This window comes from Parabacteroides sp. MSK.9.14, assembly GCF_019041495.1.
GTDB lineage: Bacteria > Bacteroidota > Bacteroidia > Bacteroidales > Tannerellaceae > Parabacteroides > Parabacteroides merdae.
On the sequence record NZ_JAHPXO010000021.1, the window covers coordinates 28074 to 50382 of the forward strand.

General features: G+C 41.6%; 16 protein-coding genes. 13 read left to right on the forward strand and 3 right to left on the reverse strand.

The genetic code is table 11. The features are described 5' to 3' along the window. The first annotated feature begins 20 nt into the window (after positions 1-20). A complete protein-coding gene (locus KTG12_RS12285) occupies positions 21-2009 on the forward strand; it encodes a RagB/SusD family nutrient uptake outer membrane protein (RefSeq protein WP_216945449.1) in 1989 nt (662 codons plus the stop codon). Positions 2010-2026: 17 nt separating this feature from the next. Next, a complete protein-coding gene (locus tag KTG12_RS12290) occupies positions 2027-3355 on the forward strand; it encodes a BT_3987 domain-containing protein (protein ID WP_075965460.1) in 1329 nt (442 codons plus the stop codon). A gap of 217 nt (positions 3356-3572) precedes the next feature. Here KTG12_RS12290 and KTG12_RS12295 read toward each other — a convergent pair whose 3' ends face one another. Continuing rightward, positions 3573-4568, reverse strand: coding sequence for a sensor histidine kinase KdpD (locus KTG12_RS12295; RefSeq protein ID WP_138272824.1), 996 nt, complete (start codon positions 4566-4568; stop codon positions 3573-3575). 400 nt (positions 4569-4968) lie between these two features. On the opposite strand from KTG12_RS12295, the gene KTG12_RS12300 reads away from it, so the two are divergent. The 6 genes from KTG12_RS12300 (at position 4969) to KTG12_RS12325 (ending at position 14123) form a co-directional block, all read left to right on the forward strand. Beyond that, a complete protein-coding gene (locus KTG12_RS12300; protein WP_138272826.1) occupies positions 4969-6102 on the forward strand; it encodes a tail fiber domain-containing protein in 1134 nt (377 codons plus the stop codon). A gap of 28 nt (positions 6103-6130) precedes the next feature. Beyond that, complete coding sequence (locus KTG12_RS12305) at positions 6131-6499, forward strand: hypothetical protein (protein WP_227226187.1); 369 nt, start codon at positions 6131-6133, stop codon at positions 6497-6499. Positions 6500-6519: 20 nt separating this feature from the next. After that, a complete protein-coding gene (locus KTG12_RS12310) occupies positions 6520-7266 on the forward strand; it encodes a SpvB/TcaC N-terminal domain-containing protein (RefSeq protein WP_138272827.1) in 747 nt (248 codons plus the stop codon). A 20-nt stretch (positions 7267-7286) separates the two neighbouring features. Then, complete coding sequence (locus KTG12_RS12315) at positions 7287-12572, forward strand: FG-GAP-like repeat-containing protein (RefSeq protein WP_138272828.1); 5286 nt, start codon at positions 7287-7289, stop codon at positions 12570-12572. Further along, positions 12569-12982 (forward strand): hypothetical protein, encoded by a 414-nt coding sequence (locus KTG12_RS12320; protein WP_138272829.1) that lies wholly within the window; start codon positions 12569-12571, stop codon positions 12980-12982. The genes KTG12_RS12315 and KTG12_RS12320 overlap by 4 nt, the downstream gene beginning before the upstream one ends. 190 nt (positions 12983-13172) lie before the next feature. Then, the gene (locus KTG12_RS12325) at positions 13173-14123 is read left to right on the forward strand and encodes an outer membrane beta-barrel protein (protein ID WP_138272830.1); all 951 of its coding nucleotides are present in this window, start codon (positions 13173-13175) and stop codon (positions 14121-14123) included. 63 nt (positions 14124-14186) lie between these two features. On the opposite strand, the gene KTG12_RS12330 is transcribed toward KTG12_RS12325, so the two are convergent. Further along, positions 14187-14858 carry a response regulator transcription factor gene (locus KTG12_RS12330; RefSeq protein WP_138272831.1) on the reverse strand — a complete coding sequence of 224 codons (672 nt, stop codon included), beginning with the start codon at positions 14856-14858 and terminating at the stop codon, positions 14187-14189. Positions 14859-15018: 160 nt separating this feature from the next. Between KTG12_RS12330 and KTG12_RS12335 the strand changes: the two genes are divergently transcribed. From KTG12_RS12335 to nagB, 4 genes are all read left to right on the forward strand, one after another. Then, positions 15019-15915 carry a diaminopimelate dehydrogenase gene (locus KTG12_RS12335; RefSeq protein WP_008154282.1) on the forward strand — a complete coding sequence of 299 codons (897 nt, stop codon included), beginning with the start codon at positions 15019-15021 and terminating at the stop codon, positions 15913-15915. Between the two features lie 95 nt (positions 15916-16010). Continuing rightward, entirely contained in the window at positions 16011-16844 is an 834-nt protein-coding gene (lgt, locus tag KTG12_RS12340; protein WP_005637495.1) for a prolipoprotein diacylglyceryl transferase, read from the forward strand. 36 nt (positions 16845-16880) lie between these two features. After that, positions 16881-18077, forward strand: coding sequence for an FprA family A-type flavoprotein (locus KTG12_RS12345; protein WP_055284701.1), 1197 nt, complete (start codon positions 16881-16883; stop codon positions 18075-18077). Positions 18078-18151: 74 nt separating this feature from the next. After that, positions 18152-18964 (forward strand): glucosamine-6-phosphate deaminase, encoded by an 813-nt coding sequence (gene nagB / locus KTG12_RS12350; RefSeq protein ID WP_122116059.1) that lies wholly within the window; start codon positions 18152-18154, stop codon positions 18962-18964. Positions 18965-19032: 68 nt separating this feature from the next. Here nagB and KTG12_RS12355 read toward each other — a convergent pair whose 3' ends face one another. After that, positions 19033-19296, reverse strand: a complete 264-nt coding sequence (locus tag KTG12_RS12355; protein WP_055284703.1) for a M48 family metallopeptidase — start codon at positions 19294-19296, stop codon at positions 19033-19035. A 149-nt stretch (positions 19297-19445) separates the two neighbouring features. On the opposite strand from KTG12_RS12355, the gene topA reads away from it, so the two are divergent. Next, complete coding sequence (gene topA / locus KTG12_RS12360; RefSeq protein ID WP_005647008.1) at positions 19446-21791, forward strand: type I DNA topoisomerase; 2346 nt, start codon at positions 19446-19448, stop codon at positions 21789-21791. Positions 21792-22309: the final 518 nt, after the last annotated feature.

Sequence of the window (22309 nt, forward strand, 5' to 3'; positions counted from 1 at the left end):
TTAACTAATAGAATAACGAGATGAAACTGAAAAAAAATATCAGACAATATATAAAGATTGCCTTGTCGGCCGGTCTGTTGGCATTCCCTTCTTGCAACTATTTGGATGTCATACCACCGGCACAACCGGATTTCGATGACACAATGAAGGACGAGTCAGCAACTTTAGGTTTCCTTTTTACCGCTTACTCAGGCACCTCGCTATATACTTTCTGGCGAGAGAGGAGTGGAGATGCTTCGTTGGCCACCGATGAATATGTCGAGCCGAAAGACTGGGACTGGAATATGCAGAAAATGCTGTACGGAACCGTTTCAGCGGCCGATGATATCGGTGACTGGGAGAATTTGTATAACTACATTGGATATGTCCACTACTTTTTGGAACAGTTGGATCGTTTGAACCCGGCAGGTGTGACAGAGGAGGAGAAGGCACAATACCGTGCCGAATGCTGGTTTCTCGAAGCATATTATCATTTCAAAGTATTGCAAAACTATGGGCCTTGTCCTATCATCGAAACAAAAGTAGATCAAAACATCCTTCCGTCCGAAATTCCGGGGCGTTCGCATTTTGATTATTGTGTAGATTGGATTGTAGGAAAATTGGATGCGGCAGCCGAAGTTTTACCGGCCACACAGACCACTGAAAATTTAAGCCGTGCAGATGCCACTATCTGCAAAAGTTTGAAAGCTCGTGTGCTGCTCTATGCTGCTTCTCCTCTTTGGAACGGTTCATTTGTTTATCCGAACTGGCGGAACACCAATTATGAGACGCCGGGCTATGGAATGGAGTTGGTTAGCAATAAATATGACCCTGCCAAGTGGGAACGTGCTTTGACGGCTTGCAAGGAGGCGTTAACAGCTGCTGAAGCTGCCGGATATAAATTGTTTGATCTTGAAGCTTCTGAAGCAAAGGCAGCTATTGATAAAGTACCGCTTCCATTCATTCCGGGGAAAGAAGAGGATACGGAGGAAAACCAATCGTTCAAAAAGCGAGTTCAGATGTTTCAATATATGATTACGGCGCACGAAGGGTTCAATAACAAGGAAATCATTTGGGCTATCAATCTTGATGCGAATGGCATTGATGCCGGTGTCACGAAATCGCGGCTTCCGAACCGACTTGTCAAAAAGAGTGACGGTTCGTGGGCCGGAGGCTATCATGGGACTGCACCTACTTGGGCGGCTGTAAACCGTTTCTATACGGAAAACGGTCTTCCTCCTGCTAAAGATCCGGATTTCTATTTGCAAAGCGAGTGGCTGACACGTTACTATGAGGGAGCTTCCAGTCCGGAGTTGTCGAAAGATCAATTGGATAGCGAGGAAATTAAGAATGATATTGTCAAGTTTAATGTTGGTCGTGAACCGCGTTACTATGCGTGGATTGCCTATGACGGTTGTGAGTATATGCCGTTAATCAACAACAATAACCCATTATGGCTGAACTTGAAGAATTCCAATACGAATGGTTATTCACTTTCTAATACGCGTAATGCAACAGGTACCGGTTTCTTGAATAAGAAATTCATCGTGCCGAACGGGGTATATCTGTCTTCCGGATCCACTTCAGGTGACAAGTTCCGGATCATTCTGATTCGTATGGCGGAATTGTATTTGAATTTGGCTGAATGTTATGCAGCATTAGATCGTACAGATGAAGCGTTAGAGAACCTGAATGTTATTCGGGAACGGGCCGGTGTACGTAAGTTGACTACAGCTGATCTTTCGACCATGTCACTGATGGAATGGGTACGTAATGAACGGGCAATCGAACTGCATGCCGAAGGTCACCGATATTATGACGTCCGTCGCTGGCGTATTGCCGACCAAGTAATGCAGCCCTCCGAATTTAAAGGGCTGAATGGAATGACTGTCAATCCTTCATTTGAGGAGTTCAATCAAATCGTGCCAATTGACCAGCCGATCCAATGGAACGTCAGACAGTATTTGGTTCCGATCAAGAATAGTGAATTGTACAGTGATCCTCAGTTGGTGCAAGCTCCTGGTTATTAATCTAAAAAACGAATTGTATGAAAGTGAATTATATAGGAATTGCATGTCTGGCTGTTCTTTTGTTGACAGCTTGTGACGAGTCGAAATATGAATTGGAAAACTTAGTGCCGGAAGAATACCACAAAGTGCTTTATATTAATAAATCCGGTACGCAGGAGCTCACTCTTTACAATACGGGAGAGCTTAATACTTATGCTTTCTCTGTTTATAAGGGTGGTAGTGATCCGTCATTGACGGCAAGCGGGGAAATAGCCGTTCACTCGCAAGAGGAAGTCGATGTACTTTATGGCGCGGACTATCGGATAATCCCTTCAGGTTCTTATTCGATGGACACCGATCGATTGGATTTTGCGTCGGAGGAACGTAGTAAAGTCGTTACGCTTTCGTTGTCGACAGATTTGATCGGTGCGGCGATGGAGGCGAATCCGGAAGCGACTTATGTGCTTCCGCTTTACCTGACGAGCGAGAAGGACTCGGTCAATGCCGATAAAAGTGAATTGTTTATCCGGATAACAGATGTGTTGACCCCGGCTATGGGGTTCACGGATACCGACATTCAGCCATTGTCTTACACATATGGATTCAACACGGAGTCAGTTGAAGTCGGTTTCGGTTTGGATACGGACAACAATTGGGATGTAGAATGTCAGTTTGTCGTAGATCCCGGATATGTTACAGCTTATAACGCAGAGAACGGCACAGCTTATAAGCTGTTTCCGGAAGGGAACTATTCATTCGAAGATGTTGTCACCTTGCCTACGGGGACGAGCACGACCGATTTGGCGGTGACGCTCAACGGCAACGGATTGACTCCGGGAGAATATATGTTACCTATTCGTTTGGATAATGTTTCGCTGTTCAATATTGCTGAAAACGCCGTCTACCCGTTGGTAGTTCGGGTTGTCGGAATCAAGTTGGATCGTGCGGGCTGGAGTATACAAGCCAATACGGAAGAACGGACCGGAGAAGGTGCCGGAAACGGTGTGGCGACATGTTTGCTGGATGGGCAATTATCGACTTTCTGGCATTCACAATGGAGTGGCGGATCGATTCCACTTCCGCATGAAATCGTTGTGGATATGAAGAAGGAAACAACTTTGACCAACATCAGCTTGACTGAAAGGCAGCATGATAGCTACCGGGATGTGAAGGGTGGTGAATTTTTTGTCAGTTCAGATAAGCTCAATTGGACAGCAGTCGGTGCATTTGAAGCGCAGAAGGTACTCGAAGAGCAAATCTTCAGCATCACACCGACAAAGGGACGCTATTTTAAGATAAAAATTACTGATAGTTATCGTGCAAGTAATTCGTCGTTGGCTGAAATCAATGCTTATGGAATAGATTGATTTTTGATGAATGTTCGGAATGCTCAATTGTAAATGCCTTTTATAGGAAAAAGAGGCACTTGTGAATTGGGCATTCCGTAACAAAAGTTCAGAATCGGGATATACTTATTGTATAATATTGTTTATTCAATAATGCTTTACATTCTTTATGGGTTGCTGCAAATTTTCGTATTTTCAGATAAAACAACCGTGATTTTAACATCGTCGTCCGAGTATTTCAGTGCATTTTCCAATAGATTTCGTAAACAACATTCCAGAGGGCCGGATCTGTATATATATAATGTATAGGAATCGGATTGTCCAGTTCGAACTGATATTTTTTTCCGGGAAACAAAAGGGCTACTTCCCGGTTGACTTCTTCGATCAATTCCGGTAGAGAAACCTGTGTTCTTTTTATTTCAACGTTTTGTTTTTCCTTATGTGTATTCAGTATGGAGTCGATAATGTCTGTCAGTTTGCGGATTTGTACTTTCCCTGTTTGCAGTAATGATTTCCGTCTGTTGTCGGTTCCCTTCAAGGCTATGAAGTCTAGTATGCTATAGGTTGTGTTAAGAGGTGTTTTCAAGTCATGGATGGCAGTGTGTATGGTTTGTTGCTGCTGTTGCAGTTTTTTATGGGTGTGACGGATAATGATCAATTGGTAGTATAGGCAATAGAAGATAATGATTGTCATCAGAAAGGAAACGATCAGGGCATAAGGGAGGTGGAGGAATATCTGCTGAGGCGGAATGGCGACAATAGCTTGGATGTAAAATTCGTCTTTTGTTCCGATCGGGTGGGTTACTGTAATAATCTGCTGATTTTTCGTATATTCCCTATGGGTGGAATCCAGTATTTGCCCTTTGTCGTTGCATAGATTTAGCCGACATGTGACATGTGGTATGTTTTTTTGTATTTCACTATTGAAGATGCTGTCTAATAAAATTATAGGGAAAGAATACTCTTTCAGTAGAGTCTCTATGGAGCTTTGGGCAAAGAGAGTGGAAAAGCCTTTTCTTGTATGCGATAAAGAGTCTGCTCCAAGGATAATTGTATCTCCTTTATGGCTCTTAATTTCTTCGGGAGTCATTTCATCTGCGCTTTTAATAATCAGTTTAGGCTTGTTGGTTTTATTGTATTCTCCGAAAAGCCCGGATTGCAGAATCAGTTCATTGTCGATACTATAAGTTAAGGATTCCTCGATAAAATCGGAGTATTGTGTTTTTTTATCCAAATACATGTTTGTTAGCCAGTATACTTGGGAGAATAATAGTGTTAGCATTCCGATAGCGGATATGAGTATTGTTCGGTTTATAGTAGTTATTGTTCTAAGTTCGACAAAATTATAAAAAATACGTGTATTATGAAAAATATGATGTTTTTATTATGTTGCTGTTCTCACTTTAAGTTGTCATTTGCATAAATTTTAATACCAAAAAGAGATGAGTAAATTAAAAAAGTTATCTAAATCAGAAATGAATGCCATAATTGGTGGCGAAAGTAATCATGGTAGAAGCGGTGGCAAATGGGTGTATGATTCGAATACGGGCAAATGGTATTGGGTCGAAGTGTGTGATTCGAATGAATCTAAATGATGTAGCAAAAAGAGAGTGTAAATATTAATTAGAAAAATAATGAAGACAATAAAAATATTTTCGTGTTTGGTTTTAGCAAGCTTGTTTACCAGTATCAATGCCCAGTTGCGGGTTCTGTCGGATGGGCGTGTGCAAGCAGGACAGAATGTACCAAGTTTAGATCAAGGAAAAGTGGCTACTTTATTAGTTTTGGGGTCGAATGATAAAATAGGGACCGGTGCTATTATTGCATTGGGGGATTTCGGTACTAAATCCAAAAATACATTTTGGGGTGAATATGGAAATACGGATTCTGACCAATTGTGGTTTCAAGGTAAATTAGGCTATTATTTGACTTATGGCGAGCAAGCAAGTTCTGTTGTCTCTTATTATGATCCTGCTAAAAATAGTAATTTTGTTTTTAATACTAATCTTCGCGTGAATGGTGTCAATATAACATCTGATGCTCGTATGAAAGATAATATCCAACCGATAGAGAATCCTATAGATGTCTTATCACGAGTTGATGGAGTTTCTTATACTTATCGTTTATCAGAGGTTCAAAAAAATCGTAAATCGGAAGAAAATGCGTTTCCTGAAACATCTGAAACAATGGCTAACGAAGTCAATGAAGCTTTGACAGAGAAAGAACTGCGGGATGAGCAAATAAAAAAAGAAATAGAGCGGCGGGAAGAAGAGGAAGCTAATCGTAGGCGTATCGGATTTATGGCCCAAGATATTCAAAAAGTTTTACCGGAATTAGTCCAGACAGATGAAAAAGGAGTTATGTCTATAGATTATATAGGTTTTATCCCTCTGATAGTGGAAAGCTTAAAGCAGATGCAACAAACCATTCAGGATCAGCAGAAAGAGATCGAGACATTGCAAAGTTTTTTACCGGCTGAAACAAAATCCATGTTTCGATCCACATCCAACGAAGAGGTGAGCGTGGTCGAGGGAGCGAAACTCTATAACAGGGCTGGTGCTTCCGTTTCTTATACATTGCCAGCAACTTATAATACTGCCGATCTGAAAGTCTTTGATATTTCCGGAAAATTGTTGAAGAAAATAGTATTAACAGGCAATAATAGTATTGTCGATTTAAATTCTTCAGAGATTGGTTATGGAACATTCGTCTACACCCTTTTTGTAGATGGCAAGAAAGCAGATACATTGAAAAAGTTTATTAATTAAGGCTGCTAACCTCAAATGAATAATCTGTATGAAGAATACTGTTAGAATATATCTGCCAATACTTTTATGGTTGTGTTTTTCTAATTCTATCAGAGCCATAGAACAGCCGGTAGACACTACCCAAGTTTATTCTGCTCGTTATTGTGTCAATACATTTAAAGATCAGACAGTGTCATCTTTGCAGTCTGTTGAAGGGTGTGACTCACTAATTGTACAAAATGTGACGGTGTCCGGTACTGGTGATCTGAAACTTTCTGCACCGGAGGGTGTCACGATATACGGTTTGTTTGAAGTGGCACAAGGAGGAGTTTTGAATATCAATAGAAAAGAATCTTTGGTTTTTGAGTTTACCTATGATGCGGCAGGAAATAGGACTTTGCGGGAAATAGGGCAATGACCAATTTTATAGAATGAGATATGAAAAAAATATTAGTTGTATTATTTACTATATTTTGTAGTACGAATATTATTGCTCAAATTTTAGGGGATGGTGGAAAAAACGATTCGATTGCAGTGCAAGATACGATTGTTTTACCATTGAACTTGCCTGATGAATATAGACGTTTATTAGAAGATCGTCGCAGTGATAATATAAATAGTGACTATGAAACTATGAAGCCAACTCGTTCTCTTAATAATTTTTATGCTGTAGGAACGATAATTGGTGAGGCGAATGTTTCCCAGACAGGAGGTGCTACTTATCAAATACCGATTGAAGTCCCGAAAGGAGTAGCCGGATTTCAACCGGATATCTCTATATCGTATAGTAGCCAATCTGGAGCAGGTTTATTGGGATATGGTTGGAGCCTGAATGCCTCTTCTTTTATAACAAGGATTGGAAAATCTTATTATTATGATGGAATGACGGAATCACCAGATTTATCGAATACTGATAACTTGATTCTTGACGGACAGCGTTTAATATTGAGTTCTGGAACAAATTTTGTGAATGGTGCAAAGTATAGGACAGAAATAGAAGGTTATAGTGATATCACTTATAAAATAAAAAATGCTCGTGCTTATTTAGAAGTAAGAACGAGAGATGGAAGAGTCTTAGAATATGGTTCAACAGATGATTCATCTGTTGAAGCGTTTCAATCAGGGCCTATTCTTTTTTGGTTGTTATCTAAAGTGACTGATAAAATTGGTTGTTATCTAAAGTGACTGATAAAAATGGAAATGTCATGACTTATTCTTATGAAAAGATTGCAGGACAGGTTGAGTTTTATCTGTCTGCTATCCAATATGGAGATGACCGGAAAATATCATTTACTTATGGAGAACGAAAAGACCAACAAGTAAATTATATCGCAGGAGCAAAAGTGAATAGTCGAAAAATACTAAAACAAATATCGACTTATGTTGCAAATGTACAGGTAAAGAACTATCAGTTCAATTATGTAAATGATAGCCTTTATTCTAAATTAACTGAAATTGTAGAGTTTGGACAAGGTAGTGAAAGATATAATTCCACTTTGATAGATTATGGGATGCCTGATGTTTATGCTTCTGAGGATATTGCATCGTTATCGGAAAATAGACAAGGAAATAAACCTATATTTGCCGATTTCAATGGTGATGGGAAGACAGATTTTTTGTCTTTCTCTGAAAAAGACTCTTATACTTCATCAGATGTTGCAACACTTTTTCTTGCGACAGAACAGTCTGGCATAATAGGTTTTAGAAAACAGTGTACAATACCTTTAGTTGCAGGATTTTCTCATATTATTCCGGCTGATATGAATGGTGATTCAAAGATTGATGCAGTTGTTGTGTCTCATGCTCCAAATGGGACATATCGATATAATTATTATTTATGGGAAAATGATAAATTGGTATATAATTATCTTGGGTTTAACACAGATAGCCCTACGGGAATAGCTGGGGATTTTAATGGTGATGGCAAATTCGAAATATTAGTACAAGGTAATCAGAAAGTATTTGACGGCGAAGGAAAAGAGATTGCTTCCGGTGGCATTGATGATTGGGGGACCCAGTATGTGAATTGTTTTGCTAATAATTTGTATTTGAGCGATTTTAATGGCAATGGCAAAACGGATTTGTTAGTAATGAATGGTACAAAGTCTTGGGTGTATGAATTGCAAGGAAAAACATTTGTCCGTCTTTCTTCTTTTGAGACAACTTATTTGAGAAATTCATATTTTCCCTATTTTGCGGATTTTAACGGAGATGGTAAGACTGATATCTTATATCAAAATGTACAATCCGGAAATTATGATGATGTTCATATTCTGTTTTCTACTGGTAAAAATTTTGTGAGGCAGTCCGTCCCTTCAAATGCCAATATTCGTGCAAAAGTAAGTATCGGTGATTTTAATAAAGATGGAAAATCTGATATTTTTCACATGGAAGTCATTAATGGTAAAATTGTTATGAAGGTCGGGCTATATGATGGAACCGGTTTTATCACTAAAACATATTCAACGATACTAAGCCCAAGTAATTTTGAGGTTCCTTATGAATATGAGAATTATCTTTTCCCTGTTGCGGATTTTAATGGAGATGGAAGATCTGAATTCTGTTGTGCGCGTTTTGTAGATTCTTATGTGATTCATACATTTGATGACGAACAAACATTGTTGGCTAAATCCATTACTAACGGGCTTGGAGAATATATTTCGTTTAGTTATCTGCCCATTACGAAGAGTGGTGTTTGTAGTATTGATGAAAATCTTTCGTTTCCGTTGACGAATACCAGGTTTCCATTGTATGTAGTAAGCAGTGCTACCGTAAGCGGAACAAACTATAGCGACTATACTACTTATTCATATAAAAATCCTCGTATACATAAGCAAGGAAAAGGATTCCTTGGTTTTGGAGAGATAACAGCAAAAAATAACAGTACGGCTATTAATACCGTGACTAAATATGGTTACGATAATACTCACTATTATCCTTGTGTGATAGAACAGAAAAGTGAAACTAAAACGGGGGTGGCTATTCAAACAACAGCGAATGAGTATGCGACAGTTCTTGGAAATGGAAAGATTTTTTATCCTTATATCCGTAAACAAACAGTAACCGACCACCTGAAAGGTACGGCTATTACAGAAACTGTTTCAAATCTGGAATATGGAAATCCGAAGACAGTAGTGAGAGATTATGGGAGTGGTTTAGTTGAAACGACGACTTCTGTTTTTAAGAATGTTATGACAGGGGATAAATGGATTCTCGGACTACCTGCATCAATTGCAAAACAGACTATGCGAAGTGGTGCGAGTTGGACTGATAGAACAGTATATGAGTATAATACCAATAATCAGATATCGAGTAAAACGATCTATACAAATACAGGCCAGAACCAAATTTCACAAGAAACTTATACGTATGATAAGTACGGGAATATATTGACTTCTGCGTTGAAGCCTTATTCTTCGTCTATTTCACTGACAACGAGGCATCAATATTCATTGAATGGTGTATATGAAACATCAATAACGGATCCGATGGGATTGACAACATCATATACTTATAATGCATTGGGATTACTTGCCTCCACAGAAGATGTGAGAGGGAATATTACAACATATAAATATGACGGATTAGGACGACTGAAAAAGACAGACTATCCTGATGGAACGTATGCTTCTATTAGCCGTGCATGGAGTACGATTGCCGGTGGCGTCTATAGTTTGACGAAAGAAACATCAGGGGAACCGACTGTAACTGTTTATTATGATTCTCGTGAACTTGAACTCCGTACAAGTCAAATACGGTTTGATGGCTCACCTTTGTTTGTGGATAACGTGTATGATAATGCCGGTCGTTTGCAAAAGGTTTCTTTGCCATTTAAAGGGAGCGTACCTTCTGTATGGGATATATATAAATATGATGTATACGGAAGGTTGGAACAAGTTACTCATGCTTCGGGGAGAAAAGAAGCGTATGCTTATTCCGGAGCCAGTGTGACGGAAACGAAAAATGGAATATCAATAAAAAGGACGTATAATGCAAAAAATGAATTAATAGGAACGAATGATCCCGGAGGTTCCATTTCTTATCAACTACGTCCGGATGGACAGCCCTCTTCAATAACTGTATCAGGAAATGTTACGACAAGTTTCTCTTATGATAAATATGGTCGGCAGACTGAAATAAACGATCCGAGTGTCGGCGTAAAAACTTTTGGTTATGATGATGCTGGAAATATCAATTATGAAAAAGATGCCAACGGAAAGGAAAAAACTATGATATATAATGAGTTCGGTCAATTGACTAAACGAACATTGTCTGAATATGAAACAACTTTTGTTTATGATCAGTATGGAAGTCTTGAAAGTGAAAGTTCTGATAATGGAATATCCAAGTCTTATGTACGTGATGCATTGGGGCGGTTGTCCAGTAATCGTGAGGAAGTAGATGGTTATTGGTTCCAATACAGTTACAACTATTCTTCTACAACAGGTTTGCCAGAGTCAAAAGTTTATAATTTTTCTTCCGGAGGTAATGCTATTACCGAGAATTATGCTTATCAAAATGGAACTTTGACTGAAATAAAGCAAAATGGACAAAATTCGATTTGGAAATTGCTTTCTGAAGATGCTTTCGGGCATCCGACAGCTGTATCGACAGGTCCTTTGAATCGAACTTATTCTTATGATGATTATGGATTCCCGACTACTCGAAAAGCTGTTACTTCTTCGGGGGCTGTTATTCAGGATTTCGGAACGTTGTTTGATCCCGTTACAGGAAACTTGAAGGGGCGCGGGGATAACAAATATAATAAGTTTGAACAATTCCGTTATGATAATCTGAATCGGTTGACCCAGGTCTATATGGCCACATCATTGGTAGCTACACCTTCTGCTGAAGCTGAAAATGTATATTCCTATTTGGCGAATGGCAATTTGGCTTCAAAGAGTGATGTCGGTGTGTTCTCTTATGATAATGCCAGTAAACCGTATGCTGTGACCGGACTCGGATTGATAGGAGATGCTGTTCCTGCTCGTAAGCAGCAAGTGACTTATACCTCTTTTGAGCGACCGGCGTCCATTATCGAAAATAATTATACGGCATTATTTTCTTATAACGGATCCGGAGAAAGAGTAAAAATGGATATCACCCGGAATAATAAAACAGAAATTCTTCGTTATTACTTAAACGGAAGTTATGAAGTCGATCACACTCCGGCGGGAGACACGGAACGGCTTTATATGGGAGGCGATGCTTATTCCGCTCCTGCTGTGCTGATAAAAAAGAATGGTAGTTGGAACTTGCATTATATTTGTCGTGATTATTTGGGTAGTATAACACAGATGACAGATAGTAATGGCACTTTGCTGCAGGAAGTGAGTTATGATGCTTGGGGACGGTTACGTAATCCGAATACATTGGTCGCTTATCTGCCGGAGATGGAACCGGAACTCCTTTTAGGACGCGGTTATACGGGGCATGAACACTTGACAATGTTTGGTTTGGTGAATATGAATGCCCGGCTGTACGATCCGGCGGTAGGACGCTTCCTGAGTCCGGATCCTTATGTGCAAGTTCCGGATTTCACACAAAGCTATAATCGTTTTAGCTATGCGATGAATAATCCGTTGATGTATGTGGATGCTGATGGCGAAAATCCTTTATTGGTGTTAGGATTGGTCATCGGTGCTTATATTGGAGGAGTTGCGACAAATCGAGGAGAGCTAAATCCGTTCCGTTGGAATTATAGTTCTATTACTACCTATTTAGGGCTTGGATTTGGTGCTTTGGTTGGTTATTATGGTGCATATGGGATTGTTTATCCTGGAAGTATTAGTATTGCCGGTTCAATCGGAACTCCCTGGATAAGTGCAGGGACTTCAGTAGCTGCATTAGGTCAAGGAACAGATTGGCAATTTAATTTTCAATGGACGACTGCTGGTGGTGGTGGAGGTCGGTATGGACATTTCGGCAATGCAGAAGTATCGGTCGATAAAGCAATTGCTAATGCGCAATCTTATTATTATAATTATCAGTCTCACTCTCAAGGTTCATCATTGGATCCTATGGTCGTTTTATCTACAACCTTGTCTGGTACGTCGGAAGTTTATTATAGTAAACATTTTGGTACATGGATGGGAAAAGATTTCAAGGTGAGAAGTCAAAGTTGGGGTGGAAATCAATACACTGGAGGAAAGAATCAATTTGCATTGAAAATGTCTAAAAAGATAACGTGGGGAGGAAATGTTTTGGGTATTTATAATGGAGTGAATATCTATCTTGATTGGGATCGAGGAAATAGTTCGTCTCAACAATTTCTAATAGAGGAATTTTCAAATATTTATTCAACAGTAGGTGGTGTTTATGGAGCCGCTTGGGGCATTGGTTGGGAAATGGGAAGACAAACAACGTACCAGGCATGGTATCAACAATTAAAATATCGTTTTTGGTATAATCGAATGGAGAATTTAATTGGACCTCCTTCTGAAACAAATAAAATATATTGGGATGAATTTTATAAAAACTATCGGCCATGATTGATGTATTATATTATATGTACTATCTGTTCTACTTAAAGAAATTGAAAGACGAAGAACCGCATGCAAGAACAATTTGGTTCTTAGGTATTTTCTTCTCTTATTGGGTATTCTGTGCTATTGATTTATTTTTGCTTTTTTTCTTTTTGTATTCAATCTCTTTGGAACTTGCACTTACAATTTTCTTTTTAGGAGTGCTGCTGTTTTATTGGATTTATTCAAAAAATGGAAGAGGAAAATTTGTTGTTGAAGAGAGGAAGCCTCTTATTCGCGGTAGTTTTCGTCTTTCAGTTATTTGGGCAATATTCTTTTTTGTGATAACTGTTACAATGTTTCTTTCATCAGCTTTCATGAGGGAATATATGTATCAGCTTGTTGAACCTATGTCCCGAATGGTGTTTGGTGAATGATGAATTTTATAAAAATTATCGGCCATGATTGATGTATTATATCTACTATTTAAATATTTAAAGAAGCTGAAAGATACGAAGCCACATGGGAGAACGGTATGGGCTTTGAGTTTTGTGGGGAAATATATGTTGCAATTCGTGAAGCCTATGTCACAAATAATATTTGATTAATTAAAAAATATAATCAAGAATGAAAATGTTGATTTTTTCTTTGCTTCTGCCTCTTCTTTTAGGCAGTTGCGCCCCCAAAGTGTTGACACACATAGAAAAGAAATATCCATCCCGTGTTGTTGCGGATGAAGTCCATTTGTATGGAGTCGGGCAAACCGTGCCGGAGACGGCAGAGCGGATCGGAAGTGTACGAGTGGTGGATGGCGGGGCATCCACCAAGTGTAACTACGAGCAGGTTGTGGCGTTGGCCAAACAGGAGACGGCGAAGAGTGGCGGAAATGCTTTGGCATTGACGGATCACCGGAAGCCGTCGCTACTGGGTAGCAGTTGCCATCAGATCGCCGGCGATATGCTTTGGATCGGCGACACGGCAAATTGGGAAACGGGGACGGTTGCCGATTTGTCTGCTCCGGTTGGTGATAAAAATACCACCGGTGTGGCTAAAAGTGCTTTCCGGCACAGCACGTTCTATGCTAATGTCGGGTATGCTTTTATAACCAGTAAGTATTATTTACCGTCGGGTGCATCGGGCAATCCCAAGAACGGTATGGATTGGCAATTAGGCTATGATTGGGTGTCAAGGAGCGGCTTTGGAGCCGGGTTGATGTATTCGGGCTATAAGTCGTCCTATGCCTATTCGAATGTGGATGTCAAAGTGGGGCTTGCATACGTGGCGCCTCAGTTTGTGATGAAACAAAAAGTAGGCTGTTGGGGGATTGAGGAAAAATTCGGTATCGGCTATTTCAAGTATCGGGAGTCGGCGAAAGGCACGAGCGCTTCTCTTTCGGGTGTGGGATATGATTTCCTGTTTGGAGCGGAATATTATCTGTCTGATCATGTCGGGATCGGAGCAAACCTTGGATACATCGGCGGCTCTTTGCCGAAGCAGGACTATGCGGGTTATGGAGATGAGGAGCATACCGGAATCTTTCGTTTGCACTTTGACGCCGGAGTACGGTTTCATTTCTGATGGGCGGATTTGACAACCGGGAGAGGCTGGATCGGGTTCGGTTTCTCCCGGTTGGGTTGTCCGTCAGAAATCCAGTTGATATCCGATACATGGATATGTTTGGATGCTAATACATTTATCCTGCATGAATTTTTTGCGGAGTTGCGAGATAATATTGTTCAGGCTTTCTTCACTCGAATCGTTTCCCCATATTTCTTCGAGCAGTTGTTTGCGTGTGACTACCTGTCCTTTATTGGAGTATAGCTTTTGCAAAACCTGAAATTCTTTCGGAAATAATTTTTCAATTCTTTCATCCGGATAAATCAGAAGATGCTTGGCTGTGTCTACCTGATAAGTGCCGATTTTCCATATCGCAGGCAGCTGTTTTTCGGACTGTTGCAATAGGTTTTGAATCTGAAATACCAATTCCGTAACGTCATACGGCTTTTTAATGTAATGGTTGGCTCCGGCGTCATAACTGCGGACGATCTTGGCTCCGTTCGTATGTGAGGAAGCTATGATGATCGGTAGTTGCGGATATTGTGAGCGGATAGCGGGAAGAATGTCGAGGCAACTTTGATTGTTTACCTCAATATCCAATATCAGTAAGTCCGGCAGCATGGAAGCCAAACTCTCTTGAAGCCCGTTTAATGTTGTCCTGAAATCGATTTCAAATCCATAGTCGACCAAGGCTTGTGTAATCAAATTCCCTAAGATCTGATCGTCTTCGATATATATGAGTTTGCTGTTCGTCATTTTCCTTTTTTTGTTTCAGAGAGCAAGATAGTAAAAACATCCTATATGATATAGGATGAGGGAACCTCTTTTCATTTTAAACAAAAACAACATACCCCTCTCTTGTCAATCCCCTAATTATAACTACTTTTGTGGCTGAAGAAAAAGTAAAAACTAAAGTATGAAGAAGATTAGAGCTGCCATTGTTGGATATGGCAATATTGGAAAGTATGTATTGGAGGCCCTGGAAGCTGCTCCCGATTTTGAAGTAGCTGGTGTTGTACGTCGTAATCCGAATGATATTCCGGATGAATTGAAAGGATATACTGTCACTGATACTATCACGAAGTTGGATAAAGTGGATGTGGCAGTTCTGGCAACTCCGACACGTAGCGTAGAGACTTACGCCAAAGAAATACTTTCTTTAGGCATCAATACGGTGGATAGTTTCGATATCCACGGAGGTATTGTCGATCTGCGCCGTTCGCTTGATGCTGTAGCGAAAGCTCATAATACCGTTGCTGTCATCTCTGCCGGATGGGATCCGGGAAGCGACTCTATCGTTCGTGCTTTGTTGCAGGCGATCGTTCCGAAAGGAATTACATATACGAATTTCGGACCGGGCATGAGCATGGGACATACCGTTGCCGTTAAAGCTATCGAAGGTGTAAAGGCGGCTTTGTCCATGACAATCCCGATGGGTACAGGCGTTCATCGTCGTATGGTTTATATCGAAGTGGAAGAAGGATATGATTTTGATAAAGTAGCTGCTGCCATCAAGGCGGACGACTATTTTGTGCACGACGAAACGCATGTGATCCAGGTCGACTGTGTGGACGACCTGAAAGATATGGGACATGGCGTGAATCTTGTTCGTAAAGGTGTTTCCGGTAAAACGCAGAACCAGTTGATCGAATTCGACATGAAGATCAACAACCCGGCTCTTACTGCCCAGATATTGGTTTGTGTTGCCCGTGCAAGTTTCAAACAGCAGCCAGGTGCCTACACGATGATCGAATTGCCGGTGATCGATATGCTTTATGGCGAAAGAGAAGACTTAATAAAAAAATTGGTTTAAATGAATTGACAGTGGATAATTGACAGTTAGGGAAGGAGCCTCATTCTCTTAAATTGCCAGTTGTCCATTGTCAATTATCAATTGATGTAATAATTATGCTTGATTTTATTACCTGGACGGCTGACCCCGCCATCTTTTCCATCGGTTCGCGTGAGATACGCTGGTACGGACTGGCGTTTGCCATCGGTTTCCTGATCGGTTACAAGATCGTGGAAAAGATGTGGAAAAGAGAGAAACTTAATCCGGCATGGATCGATTCCCTGCTGATTTATACGATGTTGGGAACAGTTATCGGTGCCCGTTTGGGGCATTGTCTGTTTTATGCTCCGGATTATTATCTGGCGAATCCGCTCGAAATTCTGAAGGTTTGGGAGGGTGGACTTGCCAGTCATGGGGGAACGTTGGGTATAATCATCGCCATCTATTTTTATTCTAAGCGGGTTAGCCATCGGAGCATGCTTTGGACATTCGACAAACTGGTGGTCCCTACCGGCCTTGTGGCTGCTATGATCCGATTGGGAAACCTGATGAATCATGAAATATACGGACATCCGACAGATCTGCCCTGGGGGTTTCGTTTTATTGAAAACCTGCATGCTTGGAAAAGAGGAGCAGCTCCCGTTTTTACCGCTCCCAGTCATCCTACACAACTTTATGAAGCCGCCAGCTATTTGGTGACTTTCGTTATTTGTATGTGGCTCTACTTCAAAAAAGATGCCTGGAAGAAGGAGGGGCTTATCTTCGGTGTATTTATGATTTGCGTATTCGGTTCGCGCTTCTTCATTGAGTTTTTGAAAAACGATCAGGAAGAGTTCGAGGCTGATATGATGCTGAATATGGGGCAATGGCTCAGTATTCCGTTCGTTTTGGCCGGTATCTACTTCGTATGGCGTGCCATGCGGCTTGGAAAAGGAATGAAGAAGATTTGATTTTTGATTTTCAACTTTTAATTTTTAATTTTCAAAGTGTATAAGTTAAAAGAAATAGCAGATAAAGTTTACTATGTAGGGGTAAACGACCGGCAAAAAGCTCTTTTTGAGAATATGTGGCCTTTGCCTTATGGTGTATCTTATAATTCCTATCTGATCGTGGACGAGAAAACGGTCCTGGTCGATACGGTGGATGTGTGTTATTCCGATATTTTCTTGAAAAAAATAGCGGATGCTCTCGACGGGCGTCCTTTGGATTTTTTGATCGTGAATCATATGGAGCCGGATCATGCGGGCAGTATCCGTTTGTTGCGCCAGCAGTATCCGGATGTCCAGATTATTGGAAACAAGCAGACTTTCGGCATGTTGAATGGGTATCACGGTATCTCGACGGGATTGTATGAAGTGAAGGAAGGAGACACCCTGAGTGTGGGCCGTCACCAACTGTCTTTCTATATGGCTCCGATGGTGCACTGGCCGGAAGTGATGGTCACTTACGATTCGACTGACAAAATCCTGTTCTCTGCCGATGCCTTCGGTACTTACGGAACGTTGGATGGCGGTGTGATCGACTCTGAAATGAATGTGGAACATTATTGGGAGGAAATGCTCCGTTATTATTCCAATATTGTCGGTAAATATGGAAATCCTGTACAGCGTGCTTTGCAGAAGTTGTCGGCTTTGGATATCCGGACGATCTGTTCGACTCACGGTCCGGTGTGGCGTGAATATGCAGCAAAAGCGATCGATATTTATGACCGTATGAGCCGTTATGAAGGTGAAGAAGGTGTGACGATCGTGTACGGCAGCATGTATGGCAATACCGAACAGATGGCAGAAGCGATTGCCGCTTCTTTGGCCGCGAACGGGGTGAAGAATATCGTCATGCACAATGTGAGCAAGAGCCCTGCATCTTATGTCTTGAAAGATATTTTCAAGTATAAGGGCTTGATTATCGGTAGCCCGACTTACAGTAACCGTCTGTTCCCTGAAATCGAATCGATTCTGGATAAGATCGAAACGCGCGAAGTGAAGCATCGTCTCTACGGCTATTTCGGCTCTTTCACTTGGGCGGGAGCTGCGGTGAAAAACTTGGCGGCATTCGGCGAGAAGATGAAATGGGAAGTTGTGGGTGTTCCGGTGGAACAGAAACAAGCTCTGAAAGCCGACAAGTATGAAGAATGCTGGGCTTTGGGAGAAGAAATGGCCAAGAAATTGAAAACTGAGAATTGAAAATGGAAAATTCTTGGTCAGAAAGAATAAAGGTATTACTTTTAGGAACGAAAGAACTAAATTAAAAAAAGCGTATGAGACTAATTATTGAACCTAATTACGAGCAACTTTCAAAGTGGGCCGCTAATTATGTGGCCGCCAAAATTAAGAAGGCGAATCCTACGGCAGAGAAACCATTTGTATTGGGCTTGCCTACAGGCTCTTCTCCCTTGGGCATGTACAAGAATCTGATCGAACTGAACAAACAGGGGGTAATCTCTTTCCAGAATATCATAACTTTCAATATGGACGAATATGTAGGTTTACCGAAAGACCATCCTGAAAGCTATCATTCTTTCATGTGGAACAACTTTTTCAGCCATATCGACATTAAGCCTGAGAATGTGAACATCCTGAATGGAAACGCAGAAGATCTGGAAGCCGAATGCGCCGCTTACGAAGCAAAGATGAAAGCTGCCGGTGGTGTGGACCTGTTCCTGGGCGGTATCGGTCCTGACGGGCATATCGCTTTCAACGAGCCGGGTTCTTCTTTGTCTTCCCGTACCCGTGTCAAGTCTTTGACAACCGATACGATCATCGCCAATTCCCGTTTCTTCGATAACGATGTCAACAAAGTTCCGAAGACTTCCGTTACGGTCGGCGTTGCTACGGTATTGGATGCAAAAGAGGTGCTGATCATGGTGAACGGTCATAACAAAGCCCGTGCTTTGCAGCAGGCTGTTGAAGGTGCGGTAAACCAGATGTGGACTATCACGGCTTTGCAGATGCACCCGAAGGGTATTATCGTTGCCGACGAGGCTGCTTGTGCAGAACTGAAAGTCGGTACATACAACTATTTCAAGGATATTGAGAAAGACAATCTTTGTCCCTGCTCTTTATTGAAGTAAATTTTTATTATTCATAATAGTTTTGATTTAACATCGAAAGGCTGTGTCTGTGATAGATGCGGCCTTTCTTATTGGTTGAACATGTCCTTGTTGTAGAAGTTCATGATTGAAATCAGTTGATCGTGGGCGATTTGTGCGGGACTGTCGGAGTTCAGGTCCATCGCCGTAAGATAGTTGTTCAGGGCCTGCCGGATATCCCCTTTTTTACGGTAGGCATTGCCACGTAAGTAATACGCTTCATCAGAAGATGTGTTTTTTTCTATGTATTCGTCCAACAAACGGATAGCTTCGTCTGTTTTACCGTCGGTAATGAGTTGTTTAATAGTTTCCATTTCGAGATTTATGATTTGTAATTTATGAATTATAGATGCCGATTTGGGCAGATAAAGTGCAAATTTAAATCATAAATCATAAATGATAAACCATAAATCATGGATTTTGTGTAAGTTTGCACCCGATTTCAAAAAGATAAGACGTTATTATGCAAAAGAATCTGGTAATAGTGGAGTCACCCGCTAAGGCAAAAACCATTGAAAAGTTCCTCGGAAAAGATTATAAGGTTATGTCGAGCTATGGTCATATCCGCGATCTGAAGACGAAAGAGTTTAGTATTGACATCGAGCACGACTATGCTCCGCAGTACGTGATACCGGCCGACAAGAAGAAGCTAGTCAGCGAACTGAAATCCGAAGCCAAGTCTGCTGAACAGGTATGGCTCGCTTCCGATGAGGACCGTGAGGGAGAGGCTATATCCTGGCACTTGTATGAAGTGCTGGGCCTGAAACCTGAAAATACTAAACGTATCGTCTTTCATGAAATTACCAAGAATGCCATTCTGCATGCTATTGAAACACCACGCGATATCAATATTAACTTGGTGAACGCCCAACAGGCACGTCGTGTGCTGGACCGTATCGTGGGATTCGAACTTTCACCGATTTTGTGGCGTAAGGTAAAACCGGCTTTATCGGCCGGGCGTGTGCAGTCGGTGGCTGTGCGCCTGATTGTGGAACGGGAGCGGGAGATCAATGAATTTGTAAGCGAGGCGGCTTTCCGTGTGATTGCAAACTTTATCCTGCCTGACGGCACGACGGTGTTGAAAGCCGAATTGAACCGCCGCCTGAAAGATAAGAAAGAGGTGGAAGCCTTTTTGGAATCCTGTAAGAATGCTTCGTTTACGATTGACGATATCACGACGAAACCGGTAAAGAAATCGCCGGCACCTCCTTTTACGACTTCCACTTTGCAGCAGGAAGCGGCTCGTAAGTTAGGATACTCCGTGTCGCAGACGATGATGATCGCACAGCGTTTATATGAATCCGGACTGATCACTTATATGCGTACCGACTCCGTGAACTTGAGCGATCTGGCATTAGGTACGGCGAAAGAGGCTATCTTCGAAACATACGGTGAGAAATATTATAAGTTCCGCCAATATCATACCAAGAGCAAAGGGGCGCAGGAAGCACACGAAGCGATTCGCCCGACTTATATCAGTAATGTGGAGGCAGGGAGTTCTTCGCAGGAAAAGAAGTTGTATGAACTGATCCGTAAACGTACGATCGCTTGCCAGATGGCGGATGCCGAATTGGAACGTACGACTATTTCGGTCGGTATCAGCGGACAGACGGAACGTTTTGTCGCTGTCGGCGAAGTGATCAGTTTCGAAGGTTTCCTTCAGGTTTATATGGAAAGCAATGACGACGATACGGAGAAAGAACAGGAAAACGGCCTGCTTCCTCCGGTAAAGCTCCATGAGACATTGTCATTGAAAGATATCGTGGCGACAGAGCGTTTCACGCAGCGTCCTCCGCGCTATACGGAAGCCAGCCTGGTTCGCCGTTTGGAAGAATTGGGCATCGGACGTCCGTCTACCTATGCGCCGACTATCCAGACGATCCAGAACCGCGAATATGTGGTGAAAGGAGATAAGGAAGGCGTGGAACGTGCTTACACAGTTGTTTCGCTGTCCAAGGGAAAGATCGAGGAAGCGGAAAAGACCGAGACCGTCGGGGCCGACCGCAATAAACTGATGCCGACCGATATCGGTACGGTAGTAAACGACTTTTTGATGGAGTATTTCCCGGATGTGTTGGATTACAACTTTACGGCCAGTGTAGAAAAAGAATTCGACTCGGTTGCGGAAGGCGAACTGGTATGGACGAAGGCCATCGATAAATTCTATAAGATTTTCCATCCGATCGTAGAGGCTACGGCTGCCGTTAAGACCGAACATAAAGTAGGGGAACGCGAGCTCGGTATCGATCCGAAGAGCGGCAACCCGGTGTTTGTGAAGATCGGCCGCTATGGTCCTGTCGTTCAGATTGGGGCGGCACATGCTGACGACAAAGAGGCGCCGAAACCTCAGTTTGCCTCTCTGATGAAAGGCCAGTCCATTGATACGATTACATTGGAAGAGGCTCTGAAACTTTTTGATCTTCCCCGGACGGTCGGTGAATATGAAGGCAAGGTGATGGTGGCGGCTGTCGGCCGTTTCGGGCCGTTTATCCGTCATGACGGTAAATTTGTTTCTATTCCGAAAGATTTGAATCCGCTGACGATTACGGCAGAGGAAGCAATCGCTTTGATCGAAGGGAAAAGGGTGAAAGACGAACAACGTTTTATCAAGAAGTTCGAGGAGGATCCGGAGATGGAAATCCTGAAAGGTCGCTTCGGCCCTTATATTTCTTATCAGAAAGCGAACTATCGTATTCCGAAAACGGTAACCGACCCGACAATCCTGACACTTGAAGATTGTAAAAAGATCATAGCCGAAGCTGGAGAAAAACCGGCTGCAAAGAAGACAACGCGTAAAAAGAAAGCTTGACAAAAAGCTTACTTATTATTGATTGCAAAAACAACTGTCATACTATCATGCTCTGCTCTTGATATTATGAATATCAATGTTTGTGTGAGATGATAGTAGGCATGATAGATGTTTTTTCAACTATCATGCTATCATAAAGACTGTATCTTTTTTACGCGTTTTATATAGCTTATTTTCATAAGAATAACTACATATTTTTATTGAGACCCGGATGTCGGCTACCTGCAGACCCGGGTGTCGATACCCGTCAGATGGAGGTATAAAAGGCTCTGATACGGGTATTTCAGGGAGAAGATCTAATGTCTTTTGTGTAAAAAAGTAACGTGTTCCGGCAAAAAAGCCTTATGTTTTCCGGAAAACAGTCTGTTTTTAACTCTTTTGGAGTGTTTTGTTTCGGGTAAAACGGCTAAAATGATGGTTAAACAGCTGATTTATGATAGTAGAATGATAGTTAAAAAGGAAACTATCATATCTGCATGTTATGATATTCAATCTTCACACAAGAAACATGATGGTAT